The organism is Nocardia sp. PLKS1-43 (genome assembly GCF_059510335.1).
This window is the reverse complement of sequence record NZ_JCAJZQ010000010.1, coordinates 279,463-299,047: the sequence shown is the minus strand read 5'-3', so window position 1 is coordinate 299,047 and position 19,585 is coordinate 279,463. Positions and strand designations below refer to the sequence as shown.

Sequence of the window (19,585 nt, the reverse complement as noted above, 5' to 3'; positions counted from 1 at the left end):
GCCCCACTGAGCTGCTACGACCAGGCTGTACCGGTGCCGTAGATCCGGCCCGTTCGGTACAGCTGTGACCTCGCGGGGTACTCCCGTCGACCATGTGTGGTGGGACGGGAGTACCTTTCGCTGTCCGGGAGCGGACGATGGGGATGGGAACGCGATAACGCACTGCGTGTCGAAGGCTGGTCAGGGACTCGAATCCTGACGGCCTGGAATGGCGCGTTTCCCGGCTGGGGATGCGGTCGCGCCGCCGAACGGCCCGTGTCGCCCCGGGCCCGCGGCGCCGCGTAACGGCGCCGCAGATCCGCGAATTCCCCTGCTGCGGACGGATTCTGGCCTCATGTGCGCGATGAGCGCGCTGTCAGGAGGCGATTTTCACTTTCTTGTTGAGGGGTGTGTCGCGGACCAGCTATTCTCTGGTTATCAAGTTCTGCGTGACCGTTTCTGTAGCCACACCCCGGTTGATCCCTTCAGTTGGATGAGTGAGACGGCTATGACGGTTTTCAGACGCGACGATGTTCGCGACCACAAGCGCTACCTCTGGGTTTTGAGTTCGCTGGCGCCCGCGGGTGCCCTACTACCCGCACAACTGGTGCAGTGGACCGGGCTCGGACTGTTCTGGTGGATCGGCCCGATCGCCGTGCTAGGGGTGATTCCCATCCTGGACATCGCGATGGGGGTCGACGACAGGAATCCGCGCGACGAGGACTACGAGGCACTGTCGAACGATCGTTATTACCGTTGGTGCGTCTACGCTTTCCTGCCGATCCAGTTCATCGGCCTGGTCATCGCGGGATATATGTGGGCCAGTCCCGAGCTCGACCTCGTCGACAAGCTGGGGCTGGCCGCAACCATGGGATTCGTGTCCGGCGTCGGTATCAATGCGGGACACGAACTGGGCCATCGAGTCGAACGCCTCGAACGCTGGCTGGCGAAAATCGCACTGGCGCAGTCGTTGTACGGGCATTTCTACGTCGAGCACAACCGCGGCCACCACGTCCGCGCCGCCACACCCGAAGATCCGGCGAGCGGCCGATTCGGCGAGTCGCTTTGGCAGTTCATGCCCCGAACGATCGTCGGCGGCTTCCGCTCGGCGCTCGTCCTGGAACGAAAACGCCTGTCCCAGCGCGGAAAGAGGTGGCTGAGCCCGGACAACAACCTGCTGCAGGCATGGGCGATGAGCGCCGTGCTGTTCGGTACGTTGATCCTCGTCTACGGGCCCGTGATCATTCCCTTCCTGATAGTGCAGGCGATGATCGGCATCGTCCTGCTCGAGACGGTGAACTACATCGAGCACTACGGCTTGCTGCGCGCGCGCCGCGCCGACGGCCGCTACACGCGATGTTCACCGCGCGACAGCTGGAACAGCGACCGTCTGGTGACCAATGTCTTCCTGTTCCATCTGCAACGCCACAGCGACCACCACGCCAACCCCGGCCGTCGCTACCAGACCCTGCGCAGCTCCGAGGAGTCGCCGCAGTTGCCCTACGGCTACGCCACCATGGTCGTACTGGCCCTGATCCCGCCGTTGTGGCGCAGGGTGATGGATCGCCGGGTGCTGGCCCACTACCGCGGCGATATGACACTCGTGAACAAGGGGCCATGAGCAGTGCGCGTGGTGGTGGCACCTCTTTCACCGGTGGGTCGCGTGGGGAAGCGGCAGATTCACGGATGGTTTTCGGTGGTTCATTCGCTCTCACGCTCCAGGAGGGTTCGATCATGACCGTCAAGAGCAAACCGTCGCAGGAATGGACGCTCGACAACGGCGGTGCCGCGTGGGCGTATCTGCTCGAGGGACATCAGGTGAGCGCCCCGGTGCTCCTGGTCCCCGATCGTGACCGGGACGGCACATCGCTGGACGCGTTCGCCGACACGGTGAACAGCCCCGACTATCCGTTCGGCTCCCTGCTCGCCCGGCGCGGCAAGGACGTCATCCTCGTCGGCTACGACTCCGACGCGGACTGGGACACCGCGGTCGGCACGGTCAGATCGGCGGTCCTGGAGACCGCAAAGCGCTGCCCTCGCCGGCGCCGCACAGTCTTGGCCGGCGTCGGATGGGGCGCATTGCTGGCGCGCTATGTACTGGCGAAGCTGGAATACGAGGGAGTCGACCACCGCGTCGGTGTTTACATCTGCCTGGACAGCATCAAGCCCACCGCGGCCGAACAGAACGCACTTTTCGACGTCGGCAATATGCCCATGCTGCCCAGAACCCTCAAGATCACCACCGACGGAGTCTCCGACTTCGAAGGATTGACCACACCCGTCGACACCGGCCTGTCGATGTTCGACCTGTCGATGTTCGACGACGCCCTGTACGCGCCCGCGGCGCCCGCCGATTCCTCGTGGTTGACCGAAGAACAGGGACGGTGGCTGCTGGAACGGCTGCCCTGACCTCTCGAGGAACCACCGCCGGTGTCGCTGAGGCGGCGACATCACCGGCGGTCTTCGAGTGACGCGCTCGGCAATGGTGTCTGTTCGAGTTCGCTCATCCGCAGCGGTGGCGTCGTTCACGCCCTTGCGGCGATGGTCAGCCGGATTTCCGGTGCCGACTCGGCTGTAGGTCGAACTCGGCGGCTCGGGGTGAGGCAATCGGGGCTAGGGTGTAGTGATAACTGGTACGTGCGTCGAACGGCTGGCTGATCCGGTCGCCGTGGCCGAATCGCACATCCGGGGACGGGATCTTTTCCGATGACCGAGAACAAGATCACGCATCGAATCCGGGTCGCCAAGGGTGGCATCGAGCAGCGCTTGCGTGACATCGGCGCTGCCGGACCCGTTGAATCCAGAGTGGAGAGCCGTGGCCCCTTCGACTGGCTGGAGCACAACCTGAGGGGCGTGTTCAAGCGCTGAGATGGCGATAACACAGGTTGCTGCCTACGCGCATATGAGCGCGGTCGACATCGAGTCGCTGGGGCGTGAGCTCGACGAAATCCGTCACGACATCGAGGATCAGCGCGGGATGCGCGATGCGAACTACATCCGCCGCACGATTGCGTTCCAGCGGGTCCTGGACGCCGCGGCACGGGTGGTGATCGCGGTGAGCCGTGGCAGGCTGGGGTCGACTCTGGGGGCGATCGGACTGGCGGTGGCCAAGAGTGTCGAGAACATGGAAATCGGCCACAACGTGTGCCACGGTCAGTGGGATTGGATGAACGATCCGGAGATCCATTCCACCACTTGGGAATGGGATATGGCCGGCTTGTCGTCGCAGTGGCGTTACGGCCACAACTATCGGCACCACATGTTCACCAATGTTCTCGGCTTGGACGAGGATATCGGCTTCGGGCTGATGCGCGTGACCCGCGATCAGCGCTGGCGTCCGTACATGCTGGTGCAGCCGTTGCAGAACCTGGTGCTGGCAGCCACATTCGAGTGGGGTGTGGCGATCCACGGCCTCGACGTCGAATGGGCCCGCGCGAGGTCCGGAGCGGACAAGCGCACCCAGGCTCGTGCGTTGCTCGGGAAAATCGCCAGGCAGGCCGGTAAGGATTATGTGCTGTTTCCGGCGCTGAGCGGGCGAGGCTGGCGTCGCACGTTGACGGCGAACATCGCGGCGAATGTGCTGCGCAACCTGTGGGCCTACCTGGTGATCTTCTGTGGTCATTTCCCTGACGGGGCGGAGAAGTTCACCGCCGCGGTGGTCGACCGCGAGACCAGGCCGGAGTGGTATCTGCGGCAGATGCTCGGTACCGCGAACTTCGATGCCGGACCGGTGCTGCGGTTTCTGAGTGGAAATCTGTGTTATCAGATCGAGCACCACCTGTTTCCCGACCTGCCCAGCAATCGCTATGCCGAGATCGCCGGGCGGGTGCGGAGCTTGTGCGACAAATATGACCTGCCCTATACCAGCGGTCCATTGCTGCGCCAGTACCTGCTGACCCTGCGCACCATCCACAAACTGGCTCTGCCCGACCGCTTCCTGACCGCCACCTGCGATGACGCCCCCGAAACTGCTTCGGAGCGAAAGTTCTACGGCCACAACACGTTCGATACGGCCGAAGTGCGGCCAGGCCGGCGGCGCGGGCTGCGCGCGGCGCTGCGAGCGGCGACAGTCGACAGGCAGAAGTCCACGGACGCTGACGCTTAGGCGGCACCGTCGAGCCTTCCGGCTTCGAAAAGCAAGAAACCCGCGCCATGGCGCGGGTTTCATGCTTGCCGGCTGCTAGATGGCGCGGACCTGCTGGGCCTGCGGCCCCTTCTGTCCCTGGCCGATCTCGAACTCGACGCGCTGACCCTCGTCGAGGGACTTGAACCCGCCCCCGGAAATCTCGGAGTAGTGGACGAAAACGTCCGGGCCGCCACCGTCTTGCGCGATGAACCCGAAGCCCTTTTCGCTGTTAAACCACTTCACACTGCCTTGCGTCATTACTTTTCTTGTTACTTCCTGTAGTGAGCCGAGCGATCATTTCAACAACCCGTACTCGGCGATGATTGTGCCACGTTCCGCAACCGTCTCCCAAAAGAGTGCCGTAGTGCACATGGAGTCCGCAGGAGGGCGGCGGCGAGACAGTGCGCCGTTCGCGGAGCATGTCATTCGCCGGCCAGGACTCGGCCCGTTCGCCGATCAATCTTGTCGGCACGGGCCACAGTTGTTGCCGCACAACCTATCCCACGCTTAACGCATATCGCGTAGTCCGGTTGACGCGGAGCCGCAGTGGACTACCGGCCCAGCCGAGCCCGAAAAATGCCGGTCCGGCGGTGTCACAGGTCGGTGCCCCCGGCGGGCACTATAAGGGTGGGACCTACGCTGAACAGCGGCTTTGCTGGGCATGTTGACGGTTGGTGCGGGATACGACTACCGGAAGCCGGATTGAAGTTCGGTTTGCCTCCAACCGTGGGTCCATTGGTTTGCCCGTTGTTCGGCGGTAGCCGTTGTCTCAGGAGCCGGCCTGTCTGACCGAATCTGGTCTGTGTCCGTTTTGCCCACCGGTGGTCGGCGCGGCAGAGCGGTGGGGCTTATGCGGGGGTTAGTCGGATCGGCAGGGTGGTGGGGCCGCGCAGGGAGCTGTTGGTGGACCATGTGGTGGGTCCGGCGAGAGAGATTCGTGTGACGCGTTGGACGAGTTCGCGCAGGACTGCCTGGGCTTCCATGCGGGCGAGGGGGGCTCCGAGGCACATGTGGGGTCCGTATCCGAAAGCGATGTGGGAGCGGGGGTTTCGGTCGGCTCGGTATTCGTCGGGGGCTTCGAACGCGTGCGGGTCGCGGTTGGCGGCGCCGAAGGACAGCAGTACCCGGGATCCGGAGGGGATGGTGACGTCGCCGATCTGGTAGTCGGTGCGGGTGTAGCGGTAGAGGTTCTGCAGTGGGCTGGTGTACCGCAGGTGTTCCTCGACGGCGAGCGGGATCAGGTCAGGGTCGGCGCGGATGAGGTCGTATTGTTCGGGGTTCTGCGCGAGTGTGTGGAACATCCCGCCGAGCAGGTTCGTGGTGGTCTCGTTGCCCGCGATGAGCAGGAGCATCGCGACGTGGAACAGGTCGTCGTCGGTGAGGGCGCCTTCGGTGTTGTATTCCAGTAGCCGCCCGAGCACGGTGTTCGAGCCTTTGAGGTGGCCGGTTGCCAACTGGTGCAGGAAGTATCGGCGTAGGTCCATGACCGCGCGGATCGATCGGGCGGTGTTGGCGATCCCCGAGGGGGTGAGGGAGAAGTTGATGATCTGGACGCAGCCTTCGGACCAGCGTCGAAAGTCGGCGATGTCGGTGTCGGGGACGCCGAGGATGCCGGCGATCAATCGCAGGGGCAGCGGGATCGCGAGTCGTTGGACGACATCGGAGCCGGGGGCGGCCAGCAGGTCGCTCACGCATTCGGTGGCGAGTTGGTCGACGATCGTGCTCCAGTTGTCCAGTGCGCCTTTGGTGAATCCGGGCTGGACTTGTTTGCGCAGGCGCAGGTGCTGATCGCCGTCGGTGAGTACGACCACGTCGCCGGCCATTCGTATCCGTGTCACGCCTTGGGTGCTGGTGATCTTCTCGGTGTCGCGGAGCGCGGCGCGGACATCGGCGTTGCGGCTCACGATCCACGTGGCGCGTGCGGGGTTGTAGTGCACCCGCCCGCCTCGGTGGAGTTCTCTGTAGGCGGCGAAGGGATCGGCCGCGGTGGCCGGATCGAGGGGGTCGTAGTCGGTGTTGATCGCGCCGGTCCACCCGCGGACCCCGCGCTGTCTGGTCCGGATGGCGCCGAGGAGGTTCAGCTGCACGGCCGAGGCCAGTGGTTTGATCGCCGAGGCGGCGCCTCGTGCGTGGTGAAGGATTGTCATTGCCGAAGCTCTTTTCCGTGGGGGGAGCGAACGCGCCGCGCTCGGTCGATTGCCAGGGCCGCGCGCAACCCGGCGTGCTGTGCGGTGAAGAACTCCCGTGCCACGGTGGTGTTCGGCAAGATCTCGTCGAACCCGTGGAATGCTCCTTCGACCGCGTGGAATTCGCAGGGCACTCCAGCGGCGCGCAGGCGGCGCGCGTAGTCGAGGTTCTCGTCGTGGAACAGGTCCAGGGTGCCGACACCGATCCACGTGGGCGGCAGTCCCGACAGGTTTGTGTGCCGGGCGGGGACAGCGATAGCGGGATCGGCGTCGCCGAGATACGACCGCCAGCCGAAGGTGTTGGATGCCTGGTCCCACAATCGGAAACGATCCGCATGCGGGTGCGGCGCCGACCCGGTTCGGTCGTCGAGCATCGGGTAGACGAGCAGTTGGTAGGCAGGGGTGATCGCGGCCTGGTCGCGGAGCCGGATCGCGAGTGCGGCAGCCAGTCCGGCTCCGGCGCTCATCCCGCCGATCGCGATGCGAGTGGGGTCGACCTCGGGCAGACCGGCCGTGAATTCGAACGCTGTCCGGCAGTCGTCGAGTGCGGCCGGGTACGGATGTTCAGGGGCCAGCCGATAATTCACCGATACCACCGTGAGCCCCAGCGCATCGGCGAAGCGGCGGCAATATCGGTCGTCCTGTCGGGCGGTGCCCATGACATAGCCTCCGCCGTGCATCCACAACAGCGCGGGCCCCGGACCGGTGTGTGCGGTAGGACGGTAGATCCGCACGCTCATGCCGGCGTCCAATCGCAGATTCTGTGCTCGGGCGTTGCTCGGCCGCGGGACCGATTCGAGGCCGCGCATTACCCGCATGCGTGTGTGGTTGGGGGCCGTGCCGCGCGGCAGGAATCGGGCAGCCAGGCGAAGATCAGGGTGAAAATCCTTGTAGGACATAAGTATTCCTTCGCGTGCACCGGTCCGAGGCGAGGGGATGTGCAGTCGAGGTCCGGACGACCGCGCGGCCGGTGCCTCGTGCACACCTGGTGGCGATGGGGTCGGCCGAGCCGAGGACGGCTCGTCAATCACTTCAGATGACGCGGTCGTGTTTCGTCAACGATCTGGCGCCAACTCGCAAGGCACCCGGTGCGACCTCACCGGAACCAGTTCGCACGCACCCGCATTGACCAGTGCATATGTCGGCGATCGGCCGGGTGGCTCTCGCACGATGACAAAACGTCGGGTTGTCAGGCGGGCCGGGCACCCTGCCGTCGGATCATCGGGCGCCGGCACTGTCGAGATCGTCTTCGGCGCCTACCGCTCACCGCAGCCGAGGCGCTCACGCACATCGGACAGCGGTGGCGCATCGCGGGGAACGACGTACCGCCGGTGCGTGGGTTTTCCTTGTCTCGAGAGAACCGCCGGGTTCGGTCGACCATCGATCCCCTGGTAGGTGAGTTCGTGTGAGAGACGGGTGGCCGGTGCGGTCGCGAGGGAGATTTCAACTTTCCGCCGAGCGATTGACCGGCCCGATCAGGGCCGGTCAATCTGGCTCGCATGTCACTGTTGACGACAGCGAACGCACCCGGTTCCGGCGTTACAGCCGAGAGCGCGGTGCGGGCGAGCGTCAGGGTGGGGATCATCGAGGGCCCGATGATCCACGGCTCGTTCGCCGGCGCGCGGGCACGGGGGTGAATCGATGTCGATCGCATTCGAGTCCGACGGCAGGGCATTGTCGAATACGCGGTTGTTTCTGCGGGGGGCCGGTCTGCTGGTGGTGTTCGCGATCGTCCTCGTGGCGGTGTTCGCCAAGTTCGAGGGCCTGTTCGCGCACGATGTCCGGGTAACCGCGGATCTGGTCGATGTCGGGGATGGTTTGCCGCCGAAAGCGGATGTGAAGTATCGCGGTGTGCTGGTCGGCAGGGTGAGGTCGGTGAGTGCCTCGACCGATGGCGGCCCGAATACTGTGCGGATCGATCTGGATCCTGCGTATGTGTCCGCGATTCCGGGCACGGTCACCGCGCGAGTGGTGCCGAGCAACGCGTTCGCGGTGCCGTCGGTGCAGTTGGTCTACAACGGTTCGGGCGCATCGTTGCGTGCGGGAGCGCACATCGGCCAGGATCGCAGCTCGGCGACGGTGCAGCTGCAGACCTCCCTGACCGCGCTGACCCGGATCGCTGCTGCGGCAGGACGATCCGGCTCGGATCCGGCGCTGGGAATCTTGGCCGTGGTCGAACGCGCCACGTCCGGTGACGGGGCCGAGGCGGTGCAGGCCGGCGCCGATCTGTCGCGTATCGCCGAGGCGTTCAACGCCGAGATGTCGCCCGGCGGAACCGGTTCCACGCTCGCTGCGCTCGCGCAGGCGCTGGGCGGCCTGCGGGCTTCGGCGCCGGATCTGCTCGGCGCGGTGCACAATGCGATCGGCCCGATGCAGGTGCTGGCCCAGCGCAGGGACCAGTTGGTGGCGCCGTTGACCGGCGGGTCGACCACGTCCTCCCGGGTGGCCACAGCATTGGAGCACAACACCGCGACGATCACCGGAATCACCGCGGAGATTTCCCCGGCGTTGGCGGTAATCGCTGATGGCAGTGGACATTTCACTCAGATGGAGTTGTCGCTGCAGAATCTGGTCCCGCCGTTCGCCGGTGTCTGGAATCCCGCGACGCAGCGCATCACGGCCAAGGCGATCGTCGAGTTGACCCCGCACCGGCAGTACACCCGTGCGGACTGTCCGCGCTACGGGGCACTGGCCGGGCCCAGTTGCACGAGCGCACCGGCCGGCGAGCCCACGATCATCGGGCCGAAAGCCGCGTCGTCGCAGGATCCGCTGAGCCTGATCGGCGGGAACGTCGGTCAGGTCGGCAGTAGCCAGGAACAGCAGAAGATCGCCGCATTGCTCGGCGGCGTCCCCAACCCGGCCGCGGATCTGCTGTTCGGTCCGCTGCTGCGTGGCTCGGACGTGCGGGTGGTACCCGCGCCGGGCGCACCTGTCCCCGCGGCCCCGCCCGGTCCCGCGAGTAAGGAGGGACCGCGGTGAGTTATCGCAAACCCCTGGCATGGCTGATCGTGTTCGTGGTGGTCTGCCTGGCCGCGACATGGACCATCTACGTGACGCTCGCGCGCAGCGTCAGCGGTCGGACCGATACGTATTCGGCGATCTTCACCGATGTGTCGGGTCTGCACGCCGGTGACGACGTGCGCATGGCGGGTGTGCGTGTGGGGCGGGTGCAGGCGGTGGATCTCGACGGGGTCCGAGCGAAGGTGACTTTTCGGATTCAGCAGCGCCAGAAGCTGTACGGGAATACCGCGGCCTCGATCACCTACCAGAACCTCATCGGGCAGCGGTATGTCGGGCTGTCGCTGCGCGCGTTCGGCGACCCGCGCGTGCTGCGGCCGGGCGGGCAGATCCCGCTGTCTCATACCGAGCCTTCGTTCGATATCTCCAAGCTGCTCAACGGTTTCGAACCACTGTTCAGCACGCTGGATCCCCGGCAGGTCGACAACATCAGCAACGCACTGGTGCGGGCGCTACAGGGAGACAACGGCGCGGTCACCACCCTGATCACCGAAACCGCTTCGCTGGCACAAGCATTCGCCGGTCCCGACCAGATACTCGGCCAGGTCATCGCCAACCTCAGCACGGTGCTGGGCGAGCTGGCGCGCCAGAGCGGCAACCTGGCCACGGTCATGCAGCAGACCCGCAGCATCTTCGACGGGTTGGCCCGGAACCGTGACGCGTTGTTCGGGCAGGTCGAGTCGCTGTCCGGGGTACTGGGACGAGCCTCGCAGACCGTGGCGGGCGCCGCGCCGGCGATGAACCAGTTCATGAGCCGGCAGCCGGGATTCGCTCAGCATTTCATCGACAACCAGCAGAAGTTCGCGTACCTGGGAAACAACCTGCCACTGCTGATGAAATCCCTGGCCCGCATCACCGACACCGGCGCGTACCTCAACGCCTACGTCTGCAACGTCACCGCGAGCATCCTCCCCGGCGTGGACCCGCTGCTCTCGACGATTCTCGGGGCCACCACACCGAGCCATCGGCCCGAATACTCCCCGATCTGCAGGTAAAGGAACCAGACGATGATCACACGATGGACGTGCGGCCGGCTGGTGCGGATGCGGGCACGCCCGCTGGCCGAGCGGAGCCTGGTCGGTATCGGCACCGCCGCGCTGACGCTCCTGGCCGTCCTGGTCGGGGCCACCCTCTTCGCTCATTCCCTGCACGCGGGGCAGGACGAATACCAGGCGGACTTCGCGCAGGCGGCCGGCGTCGAAGCCGGCAACGGGGTGACTCTCGCTGGTATCGAGGTCGGTACCGTCACCGGGGTCCGGCTGGCTCACGATCACGTGGTGGTGACGATGGAGCTGCGCCGCGGGCTGCCACTGGGAATCGGCACCCACGCGGCGATCAAACTCACCACACTGCTGGGCTCGCGCTACGTCGAACTGCAACCCGCCGGCACGGGCCATCTGCCCGGCAACAAGATCCCCCTGGCCGACACCCAGGTGCCCTACGATCTGCAAAGCGCGCTGCAGGACGCCACCACCACCTTCAGCACGATCGACGCGGACCGCATCGCGCAGACGATGACCACACTCAGCGACCAACTACGCGGAACTCCCGCCGCGATACCTCGAGTCCTGACGAACATGCGGTCCCTCGCCACGATCATCGCCGACCGCCGCAACCAGATCGGCTCCCTGCTGACCAGCACCGATCAGGTGACCACGACGCTGCGCAACCAACAGGGCCAACTGGGGGCCATGATCGGCCAAGGCCGAAATGTGCTGGCGCAGATCATCGCCCGTCAACACGCGATCGAAACATTGCTGAATGCGACGACCACCCTGGTGCATCGGCTCGAGCCGATCGCCGCGGGCGATCAGCCCGAAATCCAGCAGCTGCTGAGCAACCTGACCCGGATGACCGCGATACTCGCCGGGCGCGACGACCTGCTGCGCAACATCCTGCAGATCCTGCCGGTGCCGTGGCGGCTGTTCGCCAACGCCCTGGGCACCGGCCAGGAACTTGTCGGCAATGCCCCCGACGGCGCCTTCATCGACTCGTTCATGTGCGCGCTGAGCGGCTACGCCAAACAACTCAACCGGGCTCCCTACTTCGAGGACTGCAAATGAAATCCGCTGTCCGCGTGGCGAAACTGGCTCTCGTCGTGGCTTCGGCGGTCTTGGCGGCCGGATGCTCGGGCGCACCGTCGGCCGCGCTCGCCGACACCTCGAACACGGTCACCGCCCAGTTCCAGAACACCAACGGCCTGTACGTCGGCAACCCGGTCTCGGTGCTGGGCATGCGGATCGGCAAGGTCGCGGCCATCCATCCTCGCGCAACATATTCCGAGGTGACCCTGAACCTCGACAAATGGGTCGAGATCCCGCGCGACGTGCAAGCGGCCACGGTGTCGGACTCGGTGCTGACCGACCGGCACATCGAACTGACCCCCGCCTACAACGGCGGACCGACCTTGCCGGATCACGCCGTCATCGGCCTCGACCACACCCACACCCCGGTGGAATTCGACAGCCTGATGTCAATGGCCGACAAACTGTCCAAAGCACTGGGCACCGAAGGCCAGGGCCCCGGGCCGGTGGGCGGGCTGCTGGACACCGGATCCCAGATCGCCGCCGGCAACGGCAACAACCTGCGTCAAGCGATGAGCGAGTTGTCCCGCGCGCTGCAACTGGGCCCGGACAACGGCGACGCGACCCGCCGAGCCATCACCACCGTCGCCGCCAATCTCGACTCCCTCACCGCCGCGGCGGCCCACAACGAACAGGCCCTGCGCGAATTCGGTTCGGGCATAGCCCAACTCAGCGACATCCTCGCCGATCAGAACCTGGGCGCAGGCGACACCGGAGCCCAGCTCAACCAGATCATCGTCGCGGTGACCGACTTGCTGCAACGCAACCGCGGCAACCTGCAACAACTCACCGCCAATTCGAAAACACTCACCACGTCCCTGGCGGACTACAACGACAACATCGCCGAGTTCCTCGACAACTTCCCCTTGGTCGCCGACAACGCCTATAACGCCATCGACCAGAACATCGGCGCCCTGCGGGCCACCGTCAGCCTCGACAGATTCTTTCTCGACGGCCAGATGCTCAAAGAGGCCTGCAACCTCATGGGACTCAAAGACCTCGGCTGCGCCACCGGCACTCCCCGCGACATGGGACCGGATTTCGGCATCGGCCAAATGCTCTCGGTCATGGCCGGAGTGCCCGCGAAATAGCAGTGTCATCGAGGAGACAACGACAATGCGACCACCAGTGCCACCACGCCTGCGCGGCATTGCCGCCGCGGTGACCGTCTCGATCGCGGCATGGACGGCCACCGGCTGCTCGACCAGTCTGGACACACTGCCACTACCAGCACCGGGAGTGGGCAGCGGCAGCTACTCACTGACGGCCACCTTCGACAACGCGCTCAACCTGCCGACCAAAGCCAAGGTCCGGCTGGACGGCGCCGACGTCGGCGAGGTCGCCTCGATGCAGGCCGACAACTACACCGCGGTGGTGTCGATGCGCATCAGATCCGGTGTGCGGATACCTGGCGGCAGCACCGCCGAACTCCGCTCGGCCACACCGCTGGGCGACGTCTTCGTCCAACTGATCCCGCCCGCGCACCCGAACCCCGCGGTCCCCGATCTCAGCGACGGGGCGAGCATCCCGCTGCCGTCGACCTCAGCGGCAGCCACGATCGAGGAACTGCTCACCCGCGCCTCGCTCCTGGTCAGCGGCGGCGCCATCGAGAACCTGACCCGGCTGGCCAACAACCTCGGCAAATCGGTCGGCGGACGCGGCGACCGGCTCGCCGAAATGATCCAGCAGACAACACAACTGGTGAACAGCCTCGCCGCCCGCACCGACAGCATCCGCGGCGTGCTGGCCACCACCGCCGACCTCAGCGCCACCCTGGCCGCGCAGAGCAACGGCCTCGGCGACGCCGTCGCCGCTGCCGGACCCGCACTGCAGGTCATCGGCGAGAACACGCAGAACATGGTCGACCTCATCGGACAGGTCGACCGGATCTCCCGGCAACTGGCCCGCTTCCCCTCGGTCAACGGCACCAACGACGGCAGCCTGATCGAGTCGGTGAACAAGCTCGCCGCGGGCCTCAACACCGCCGCGACCAATCCGAACGTCGACCTCAACGGCCTCAACAGCATCCTGCCGATCATCGTGAAGGTCACCGACGCCTCCTCGGCTCATGTCGACGTCGACGTCGCCAAACTCGCCCTCGGCGCGGCTCCCGACCCGAACACCCCCGCCGACTCCGGCGCCAGAGCCCCCGGCCTCACCGACTGGGTGAACTTCGTCGGATCCCTCGAATACACCCTCGACCGCGTGAACGACCACCTGAGGGGACCCCACCGATGAACCCACGCGGCCTCGCCTACGCCTTGCTCGAGCCACCCGCCCGCGCGGCGGTCGTCACCGTCCGCCTGTGCACCCGCCACCGGACGCTCACCTCGGTGCTCGCGCTGGCGCTGGTCCTGGTCCTGGGTACCGGATACCTGATGCTGGGCTCATTGGATTTCAATCCGCTCCGATCGCAATACCAGGTCCGGGTCGAACTGGCCGAGTCCGGTGGCCTGCTGCCAGGCCAGGACGTCGCCCTGCGCGGAACGCGGGTCGGCCGTGTGCAATCGGTACAGCTGGAACCGAACAAGATCGTCGCTGTGGCCACCATCGATTCGGACATCCACATCCCCGCCAACGGCGATATACGAGTTATGTCACTGTCCGCGGCCGGGGAACAATTCCTCGACTTCCTGCCTCGCGCCGACCACGGCCCCTACCTGTCCAACGGCTCGGTGATCACCCCCGAGCACACCGCGATCCCGGTCCCGATGGCCACCGTGCTCGCTGATGCCAGCGGCACCCTCGACCAAATCGACCCGGCCAAGATCGCCACCATCGTGCACCAGGTCGGCGCCGGCCCCGCAGGCCCGGACAAACTCGCCGACATCCTCAACGGCGGCATGTTCCTGCTCACCACCCTGGGATCGGTGCTGCCGCACACGACCGCAGTCCTGGACAACAGCAAAACCGTGCTGGCCACACTCGGAAACGCCGCGCCCACACTGCAATCGACCGCGGCCCACCTGAACCGGACAACAGCGGGAATCTCATCGATGACCGGCGGCTACCGCACACTCGTCGACACCACACCCGCCACGCTGACCGCGATCGATCACCTCATCGCCGACAACTCCGACAACATGGTGAAGATCCTGGCCAATCTCACCACCACCTCCCGCATGGCCAACGGGCACGTGCCCGCCCTGCGGGAATTCTTCTTCCCCCAACAGCGCACCGGCTCGGTTCTGGACGCCATCAGATCCGGATTCCACGGCGGCGGGATCTGGGCCCTGGTCAGCATCTATCCCCGCTACGCCTGCGACTACGACCTCCCACGATCAGTCGGAAGCAACCCCGATTCCCCCGAGCCCTACCTCAATGCCCGCTGCAACAACCGCGACCCATCGGTACTGGTTCGCGGCGCGGCCAACGCACCCCGCCCACCCGGCGACAACACCGGCACCACACCCCCCGGTGCCGACCCCCGGCAACGGGCCGACCACACACCGACCGGGCCGCTCACCATTCCCACCCCCTACGGCGGCCCCCATGTCCCGAAAATCAATGCACCCCAACGATGATCGTTGGCCGCTTCCGGTGCCCGGCCGATATCGCTCAGATCATTCGCCCTGAGCGAATGCCGGTCCCAGGAAGTTCTTCAGCATCTGATACTCCACGTCGGGATCCTTCACCGGCCAGCACCACAAGGCCAAGACCACACGCAGCAACCATTGCGCCGCAACCGAATCCGGTTGCGGGCCGCCGATCATCTCCTCGGCCAGCCGTTCCACGACCGCGGACTCTGTGACCCACGCACCGTCGCGCCCGTTGCGGATCGAACCGATCACCATCGGGCCCAACGGATGCGACCGGATCCGTTGCAACGCCACCACGACGGCGGTGACCACCCGATCCGGCCCCTCGAGCGTCCGGATGCTTTCGAGCACGAGTTCGACGATGCGAGCCGAGATGATGCCGATCACCGCCTCGCGAATCGCTCCCTTGCCGCCCGCGTGCCGATAGATCGTCGCCGGTGAGCAATGAATCTTCGCGGCCAACGTCTCGATCGTGAACGCGTCGAGCCCGTCGCGGGCGATCAATTCCGCTGCCGCAGCATAGATCCGGTCGGACGCCTCGGCCTGACGGTCCCGCCCGATCAGCCAGTCCCTTGTCGACACGGCCCCACACCCTCTGATAGAAATGCCAAATTCTCCTCGCAATGAGAAATTCTATCCAACAATTCTCGCGGGAAGGGTGTTTTCGTGGTGGTATCGATGCTTCCGGGTTCATGGCGGCAACAGCCCATGGGTGACATGGACGACGGCGTGCGTGCGGCCGCCGCGCAGCAGGCGCACCGCATCGTCATGGCCGAAAGCCTGACCACAGTCGGCATCGAACACCGAGCTGTTACGACTGACGGCCGGTCGCATGACGGTTCGGCGGATGGTCGGCGGTGTACTCGTCGAGCTGGGTCCAGTAGCCGGGCGCATAGAACCGGGCAACGCCGGCGGTGCTCACCGCGAGCACCCCACTCGGGCCGAAGGTGTAGCTGTAGCCCGCTCCGTAGTCTACGGCGGTCGAATCGGCAAGATATACGACGAAGGCCATACGTCAGGCTATCGCTTTGTGCGATCGCAACGCCGGTTTGGCCGGATGGCACCGAGGTGACGTGCGTGCCGGCGCTGTCCGGAGTTACTTCCTGAAGCCTGAGAAGGCCCGTTCGGATGGTCCCGGATCGTCGTCGCCGTCAGGATCGCCGGCAGCGCGGTAGCCGGAGCGAGGAAGAAGTTCCAGTGGCCCCGCGGCAGTGCGGACCGGACCAGTGCCGCAAGAACCAGGAGGCAGAACGCGGGGAAGGTTATGCCCGGTCAGGGATGCAGCTCGGTCAGCGCGTGTTCGAGGTGCCGGGCGATGTCCCAGATGTCGGGAACGGCGTCGGGGCAGGCGAGGATGCCGAAATCGAGATGTCCGTCGTAGGACATGACGGTGATGTTGAGGCTGCCCGACAGCTCGGTCAGGACCGAGACGGGGTAGCTGGCCAGGACGCGGATTCCGTTGAGGTACAAGGGTATCTGCGGTCCCGGAACGTTCGACACGATCAGGTTGGCCAGGGGTAGGGCGGCTGCGGCGGCTCGGAGCAGGGTTCGGGTGGGCATGCCGTGTCCGACCGGTGTCAGCAGTGCGGTGATCTGGTGGAGCAGGGTCGGTGGTTGCGTACCGAACCGGTCCTTTGCCGCGAGTAGATCGCTGTGCAGGAGTTCGAGTCGATGGTGCGGGTCGGGTTCGGTGATCGGTAGCGGCGAGAGCATGATGGAGAACTGGTTTCCCGCGCAGCCGAACTGTTCTGGAGTTCGCACCGATACCGGCACCGCGGCCAGTAGCGGCCGGTCGGTGGGGATGGCGTGGTCGTGCATCCAGCTGCGCAGGGCCGAGGTGCACAGTGCCATCACCACGTCGTTGACGGTGCCGTTGACCGATTTCTTGATGGACTTGATCTTGTCCAGCGGCAGCGAGGTGTACGCGAGACTGCGAGCGGCGGTGGTCGGGCCGTTGAACGGCACATCGGGATGCTTGTGGTGCAGATCGTCGCGGGCACGCAGCAGCGCCGGCCCCGCGCCGAGCATGGCGTGTGCGCGCGTCGATTGCCGGGTGACCGCGTTCGGGACGCTGCGGGCGAGCATTTCGATGGCGGAAGGGGTCCGGTCGCGGCGCATGCCGTCCGCGGGTAGTGGTGTGGCCGTGGGTGTTTCGGAGATGTCGAGGACTGCCGCCATGATCTCTGCCGCCGAGACACCGTCGATCACGGCGTGGTGCACCTTGGTGTAGACGGCTTGGCGTCCATCGGTGAGTCCTGAGATGAGGTGGCATTCCCACAGTGGGCGAGATCGCTCGAGTGGTTGGGCGTGCCGCCGCGCGACATACGCGGCAAGGTCCCGATCGGTCGCGCCGTCACGCAGCAGTACCTCGCGGACGTGGTAGCCCAGATCGACGGTCGCACAGTCTTCCCAGTACGGCTGGTCGAGACCGAGCGGGACGGTGCGCACGCGGCACCGTAGCGGTGCCACCAGGTGCAACCGAGCGGCGAACAATCGGCGCAGTGACTTGATATCGAGCGGGCCGCGCGGTGCATCGGCGGAGTCGAGGAGCATGAGCGCGCCGACATGCAGTGGCGTCGAGACCGATTCGCTGTCCAGCAGGTACAGGTCCAGTGCACTCAGTTGCCGTGGCTTTCCGAAGACTGCTGCGTTCGGAATAGTCGTTGCCGAAGGGGGCCGTATCGCGCCCGCTCGGTCTGTGCCCAGTGCTTGACCCGGCGTCTCGATGCGCACGGTCGTGCTACGACCGTCGAGAACTGTGCTGTCCGAGTTGCCCATGAGTTTCCTGCCGATCGTGTCGGTTCCGGAATGGATGCGCCGAGGTCGGGGATAACCGCACGGCATTGATCCCGGATATCTTGCGTGACACCGCGCATCGTGGAGCGGGGTACAGGGTTCGCGTATCGTTGCTCGAACGGAGAGACCGTCTCGATTTCCGAGACCGAGGGCACGAGTCTAGTTTCGATGACGGGTTCGTGGGCTGGGCCGAGAGTTACAGCTCGTTAAGTGTGTGCAAACAATCGACGCGGGACATCTGTCCAGAACGGTCGTGGCGTGGTGCGCGATGGGTTGACGGCGTCTTTCGGGTAGGTCGGTGGTGTGGCGGAGGTAGACGCAGCAGCCGTGGTTGGTGCGCGATATCGTCCCCTCGAGCAGGAGTGCGGCATCCGTCACGGCCGCCCGCCCGGAGCAACAAAATATGGGCAACCGGAAAACGCCTGGTCATCGGTGGTTCGTATCCAGTCTGAAGGTTGCATCGAACGTGTCTGGGTCAGCCGGTTGTTCCCATGTGAAGCTCGAAGGTTCACGTGGTCAGGCGACCGCAACGATGTCGGCGCGTGCGGTGGTGATGGTGGCTGCGGCTGCGGACCGAGCATCGTCGACGGTTCGCCGGCCGAGCCCGCACGCGGTGGCCACCCCGTACGCGTTACGGCCCGAGGCGTGTTCGAACAGTGTGAGCGCGCGGATGCTGTTGTCGACATCGTCGGGACAGACGACACCCGCGATCAGTTGCCAGCCGGGATCCAGTCGTCGCAGCGGACGGTAGAACGCCGGGTCCAACGGCGCCGGATCGGCACCGTAGGCGCAGGGAACATGCACGACCGGCAGCGGCACCCCGCGCTTGCGCAGTAGTCGAGACAGCTGGCCGAGCAGGTTCACCACCGGCCGTAAACTGCTGGGAGTCAGCAGGTTCTGGTGCTTGTGGTCGCCATAGCACAGGTGCAGGGTTGTCGTCGCGCTGATCTCGTGGGTACGGATGAGAAATCCGCCGAGCTGGTGCGCCAGCAACGGCCCCAATGGCCACTGGGCCCGCAGTTGTTCGGCCTTGACGATGCCGAGCGTTGCGATCGGTGATTCCACCTGCCATACAACGTGATCTCCGTACCGAGCGGTCACCTCGGACATCTCCTGCAGTACCGCGGCCGTGAATACCGGCAAATGCCGAAGTGCGGTGACGACCGCATCGAGGTTGCGCACGGCGGGCAGCACAGGTAGACCGAGCGAGACCGCTGCGCCGGCGAAAACGTATAGTGCCAGATCCAATGGGTTGGGCTGGCTGATCTGAACGCGCTTGTTCGCCAACTCCGGGCGGCTGCGCTGCAGGGACTCGAATTCCGAGACGATCGCACCGATCCGCTCGACGCGCCCCATCGCCACATCGCGTGGTTCCAAAACGTGGCCGGGCCGTACACCGTAACTGCGCATATCGCTGTAGTCGGCGTAGTCGCCCGCGCGGACGACATCGAAGGCGTTGCGTTCTTCGAGAGAACGCAGATAGGCGACGACCCAGCCCGCATCGAGGTCGCGCGGCACTGCGGTCAACGGCCAGCTGTCACTGTGGTCGGCGAACCACTCCAGGACTTCTCGATCGCTGGTCATCAGGGCCTCGGGCAGGCTACCGACGAAATGCGCGCACCTGGTCATAGGGGCTCCCTCGATCGACTGCAGATAGCCGACGGGCATCCAACTCGTGGCGCACTGTGTGAACGATTCGCATCGTATGTCTGTCTGCGCGCGGCTGGCTTACCGTTGGCGGGAAGCCGAATCGTCGGTGGGGGCCTGCAGATTGCGCGGTCCGGCGTGTCGTGGCTGGGCGTCGACACCAGCGGAACGTCGTTCACCACGGCGGGTGGGCACCGTGTCCCGGCTGAC

At 65.5% G+C, this 19,585-nt stretch carries 17 protein-coding genes; 10 read left to right on the top strand and 7 right to left on the bottom strand.

Going from position 1 to position 19,585, the window contains the following annotated elements:
• The first annotated feature begins 487 nt into the window (after nt 1-487).
• The 4 genes from AC5WS7_RS30105 to AC5WS7_RS30090 all read left to right on the top strand — a co-directional run bounded on the left by AC5WS7_RS30105 (nt 488) and on the right by AC5WS7_RS30090 (nt 4,084).
• A complete protein-coding gene (locus AC5WS7_RS30105) occupies nt 488-1,600 on the top strand; it encodes an alkane 1-monooxygenase (protein ID WP_495957976.1) in 1,113 nt (370 codons plus the stop codon).
• Between the two features lie 113 nt (nt 1,601-1,713).
• On the top strand, nt 1,714-2,388 hold the full coding sequence (locus AC5WS7_RS30100) for a hypothetical protein (protein ID WP_495957975.1): 675 nt from the start codon (nt 1,714-1,716) through the stop codon (nt 2,386-2,388).
• Nucleotides 2,389-2,685: 297 nt separating this feature from the next.
• Nucleotides 2,686-2,847, top strand: coding sequence for a hypothetical protein (locus AC5WS7_RS30095; protein WP_495957974.1), 162 nt, complete (start codon nt 2,686-2,688; stop codon nt 2,845-2,847).
• A gap of 1 nt (nt 2,848) precedes the next feature.
• Nucleotides 2,849-4,084, top strand: coding sequence for a fatty acid desaturase family protein (locus AC5WS7_RS30090; RefSeq protein WP_495957973.1), 1,236 nt, complete (start codon nt 2,849-2,851; stop codon nt 4,082-4,084).
• Between the two features lie 75 nt (nt 4,085-4,159).
• Here AC5WS7_RS30090 and AC5WS7_RS30085 read toward each other — a convergent pair whose 3' ends face one another.
• The 3 genes from AC5WS7_RS30085 to AC5WS7_RS30075 all read right to left on the bottom strand — a co-directional run bounded on the left by AC5WS7_RS30085 (nt 4,160) and on the right by AC5WS7_RS30075 (nt 7,190).
• Entirely contained in the window at nt 4,160-4,363 is a 204-nt protein-coding gene (locus tag AC5WS7_RS30085) for a cold-shock protein (RefSeq protein ID WP_495957972.1), read from the bottom strand.
• Nucleotides 4,364-4,953: 590 nt separating this feature from the next.
• The gene (locus tag AC5WS7_RS30080; protein ID WP_495957971.1) at nt 4,954-6,252 is read right to left on the bottom strand and encodes a cytochrome P450; all 1,299 of its coding nucleotides are present in this window, start codon (nt 6,250-6,252) and stop codon (nt 4,954-4,956) included.
• Entirely contained in the window at nt 6,249-7,190 is a 942-nt protein-coding gene (locus tag AC5WS7_RS30075; protein WP_495957970.1) for an alpha/beta hydrolase, read from the bottom strand. Before AC5WS7_RS30075 ends, AC5WS7_RS30080 begins: the two co-directional genes overlap by 4 nt.
• Before the next feature lie 742 nt (nt 7,191-7,932).
• Here AC5WS7_RS30075 and AC5WS7_RS30070 point away from each other — a divergent pair.
• From AC5WS7_RS30070 to AC5WS7_RS30045, 6 genes are read left to right on the top strand one after another with little or no spacing between them, the layout of a single operon-like run.
• Nucleotides 7,933-9,270: an MlaD family protein gene (locus AC5WS7_RS30070; RefSeq protein WP_495957969.1), complete on the top strand. Its 1,338-nt coding sequence runs from the start codon at nt 7,933-7,935 to the stop codon at nt 9,268-9,270.
• Complete coding sequence (locus tag AC5WS7_RS30065) at nt 9,267-10,304, top strand: MlaD family protein (protein ID WP_495957968.1); 1,038 nt, start codon at nt 9,267-9,269, stop codon at nt 10,302-10,304. Before AC5WS7_RS30070 ends, AC5WS7_RS30065 begins: the two co-directional genes overlap by 4 nt.
• A gap of 12 nt (nt 10,305-10,316) precedes the next feature.
• Nucleotides 10,317-11,372, top strand: coding sequence for an MCE family protein (locus AC5WS7_RS30060; RefSeq protein WP_495957967.1), 1,056 nt, complete (start codon nt 10,317-10,319; stop codon nt 11,370-11,372).
• Nucleotides 11,369-12,484: an MCE family protein gene (locus tag AC5WS7_RS30055; protein ID WP_495957966.1), complete on the top strand. Its 1,116-nt coding sequence runs from the start codon at nt 11,369-11,371 to the stop codon at nt 12,482-12,484. The genes AC5WS7_RS30060 and AC5WS7_RS30055 overlap by 4 nt, the downstream gene beginning before the upstream one ends.
• Before the next feature lie 25 nt (nt 12,485-12,509).
• Nucleotides 12,510-13,631 (top strand): MlaD family protein, encoded by a 1,122-nt coding sequence (locus tag AC5WS7_RS30050; protein WP_495957965.1) that lies wholly within the window; start codon nt 12,510-12,512, stop codon nt 13,629-13,631.
• Nucleotides 13,628-14,917, top strand: a complete 1,290-nt coding sequence (locus AC5WS7_RS30045) for an MlaD family protein (protein ID WP_495957964.1) — start codon at nt 13,628-13,630, stop codon at nt 14,915-14,917. Before AC5WS7_RS30050 ends, AC5WS7_RS30045 begins: the two co-directional genes overlap by 4 nt.
• A 39-nt stretch (nt 14,918-14,956) precedes the next feature.
• Here the strand turns inward: AC5WS7_RS30045 and AC5WS7_RS30040 are convergent, their stop codons facing one another.
• The 4 genes from AC5WS7_RS30040 to AC5WS7_RS30025 all read right to left on the bottom strand — a co-directional run bounded on the left by AC5WS7_RS30040 (nt 14,957) and on the right by AC5WS7_RS30025 (nt 19,357).
• Nucleotides 14,957-15,514: a TetR/AcrR family transcriptional regulator gene (locus AC5WS7_RS30040; RefSeq protein ID WP_495957963.1), complete on the bottom strand. Its 558-nt coding sequence runs from the start codon at nt 15,512-15,514 to the stop codon at nt 14,957-14,959.
• A 229-nt stretch (nt 15,515-15,743) separates the two neighbouring features.
• Nucleotides 15,744-15,944 carry a hypothetical protein gene (locus AC5WS7_RS30035; RefSeq protein ID WP_495957962.1) on the bottom strand — a complete coding sequence of 67 codons (201 nt, stop codon included), beginning with the start codon at nt 15,942-15,944 and terminating at the stop codon, nt 15,744-15,746.
• A gap of 260 nt (nt 15,945-16,204) precedes the next feature.
• Nucleotides 16,205-17,710, bottom strand: coding sequence for a WS/DGAT/MGAT family O-acyltransferase (locus AC5WS7_RS30030; RefSeq protein ID WP_495957961.1), 1,506 nt, complete (start codon nt 17,708-17,710; stop codon nt 16,205-16,207).
• A 534-nt stretch (nt 17,711-18,244) separates the two neighbouring features.
• Nucleotides 18,245-19,357 (bottom strand): hypothetical protein, encoded by a 1,113-nt coding sequence (locus AC5WS7_RS30025; RefSeq protein ID WP_495957960.1) that lies wholly within the window; start codon nt 19,355-19,357, stop codon nt 18,245-18,247.
• Nucleotides 19,358-19,585 lie beyond the last annotated feature (228 nt).

Coding starts and splice junctions, on each gene's coding strand:
- AC5WS7_RS30105 (WP_495957976.1), top strand. CDS start 488: ATGACGGTTTTCAGACGCGACGATGTTCGCGACCACAAGCGCTACCTC.
- AC5WS7_RS30100 (WP_495957975.1), top strand. CDS start 1,714: ATGACCGTCAAGAGCAAACCGTCGCAGGAATGGACGCTCGACAACGGC.
- AC5WS7_RS30095 (WP_495957974.1), top strand. CDS start 2,686: ATGACCGAGAACAAGATCACGCATCGAATCCGGGTCGCCAAGGGTGGC.
- AC5WS7_RS30090 (WP_495957973.1), top strand. CDS start 2,849: ATGGCGATAACACAGGTTGCTGCCTACGCGCATATGAGCGCGGTCGAC.
- AC5WS7_RS30085 (WP_495957972.1), bottom strand. CDS start 4,363: ATGACGCAAGGCAGTGTGAAGTGGTTTAACAGCGAAAAGGGCTTCGGG.
- AC5WS7_RS30080 (WP_495957971.1), bottom strand. CDS start 6,252: ATGACAATCCTTCACCACGCACGAGGCGCCGCCTCGGCGATCAAACCA.
- AC5WS7_RS30075 (WP_495957970.1), bottom strand. CDS start 7,190: ATGTCCTACAAGGATTTTCACCCTGATCTTCGCCTGGCTGCCCGATTC.
- AC5WS7_RS30070 (WP_495957969.1), top strand. CDS start 7,933: ATGTCGATCGCATTCGAGTCCGACGGCAGGGCATTGTCGAATACGCGG.
- AC5WS7_RS30060 (WP_495957967.1), top strand. CDS start 10,317: ATGATCACACGATGGACGTGCGGCCGGCTGGTGCGGATGCGGGCACGC.
- AC5WS7_RS30055 (WP_495957966.1), top strand. CDS start 11,369: ATGAAATCCGCTGTCCGCGTGGCGAAACTGGCTCTCGTCGTGGCTTCG.
- AC5WS7_RS30050 (WP_495957965.1), top strand. CDS start 12,510: ATGCGACCACCAGTGCCACCACGCCTGCGCGGCATTGCCGCCGCGGTG.
- AC5WS7_RS30045 (WP_495957964.1), top strand. CDS start 13,628: ATGAACCCACGCGGCCTCGCCTACGCCTTGCTCGAGCCACCCGCCCGC.
- AC5WS7_RS30035 (WP_495957962.1), bottom strand. CDS start 15,944: ATGGCCTTCGTCGTATATCTTGCCGATTCGACCGCCGTAGACTACGGA.
- AC5WS7_RS30030 (WP_495957961.1), bottom strand. CDS start 17,710: ATGGGCAACTCGGACAGCACAGTTCTCGACGGTCGTAGCACGACCGTG.
- AC5WS7_RS30025 (WP_495957960.1), bottom strand. CDS start 19,357: ATGACCAGGTGCGCGCATTTCGTCGGTAGCCTGCCCGAGGCCCTGATG.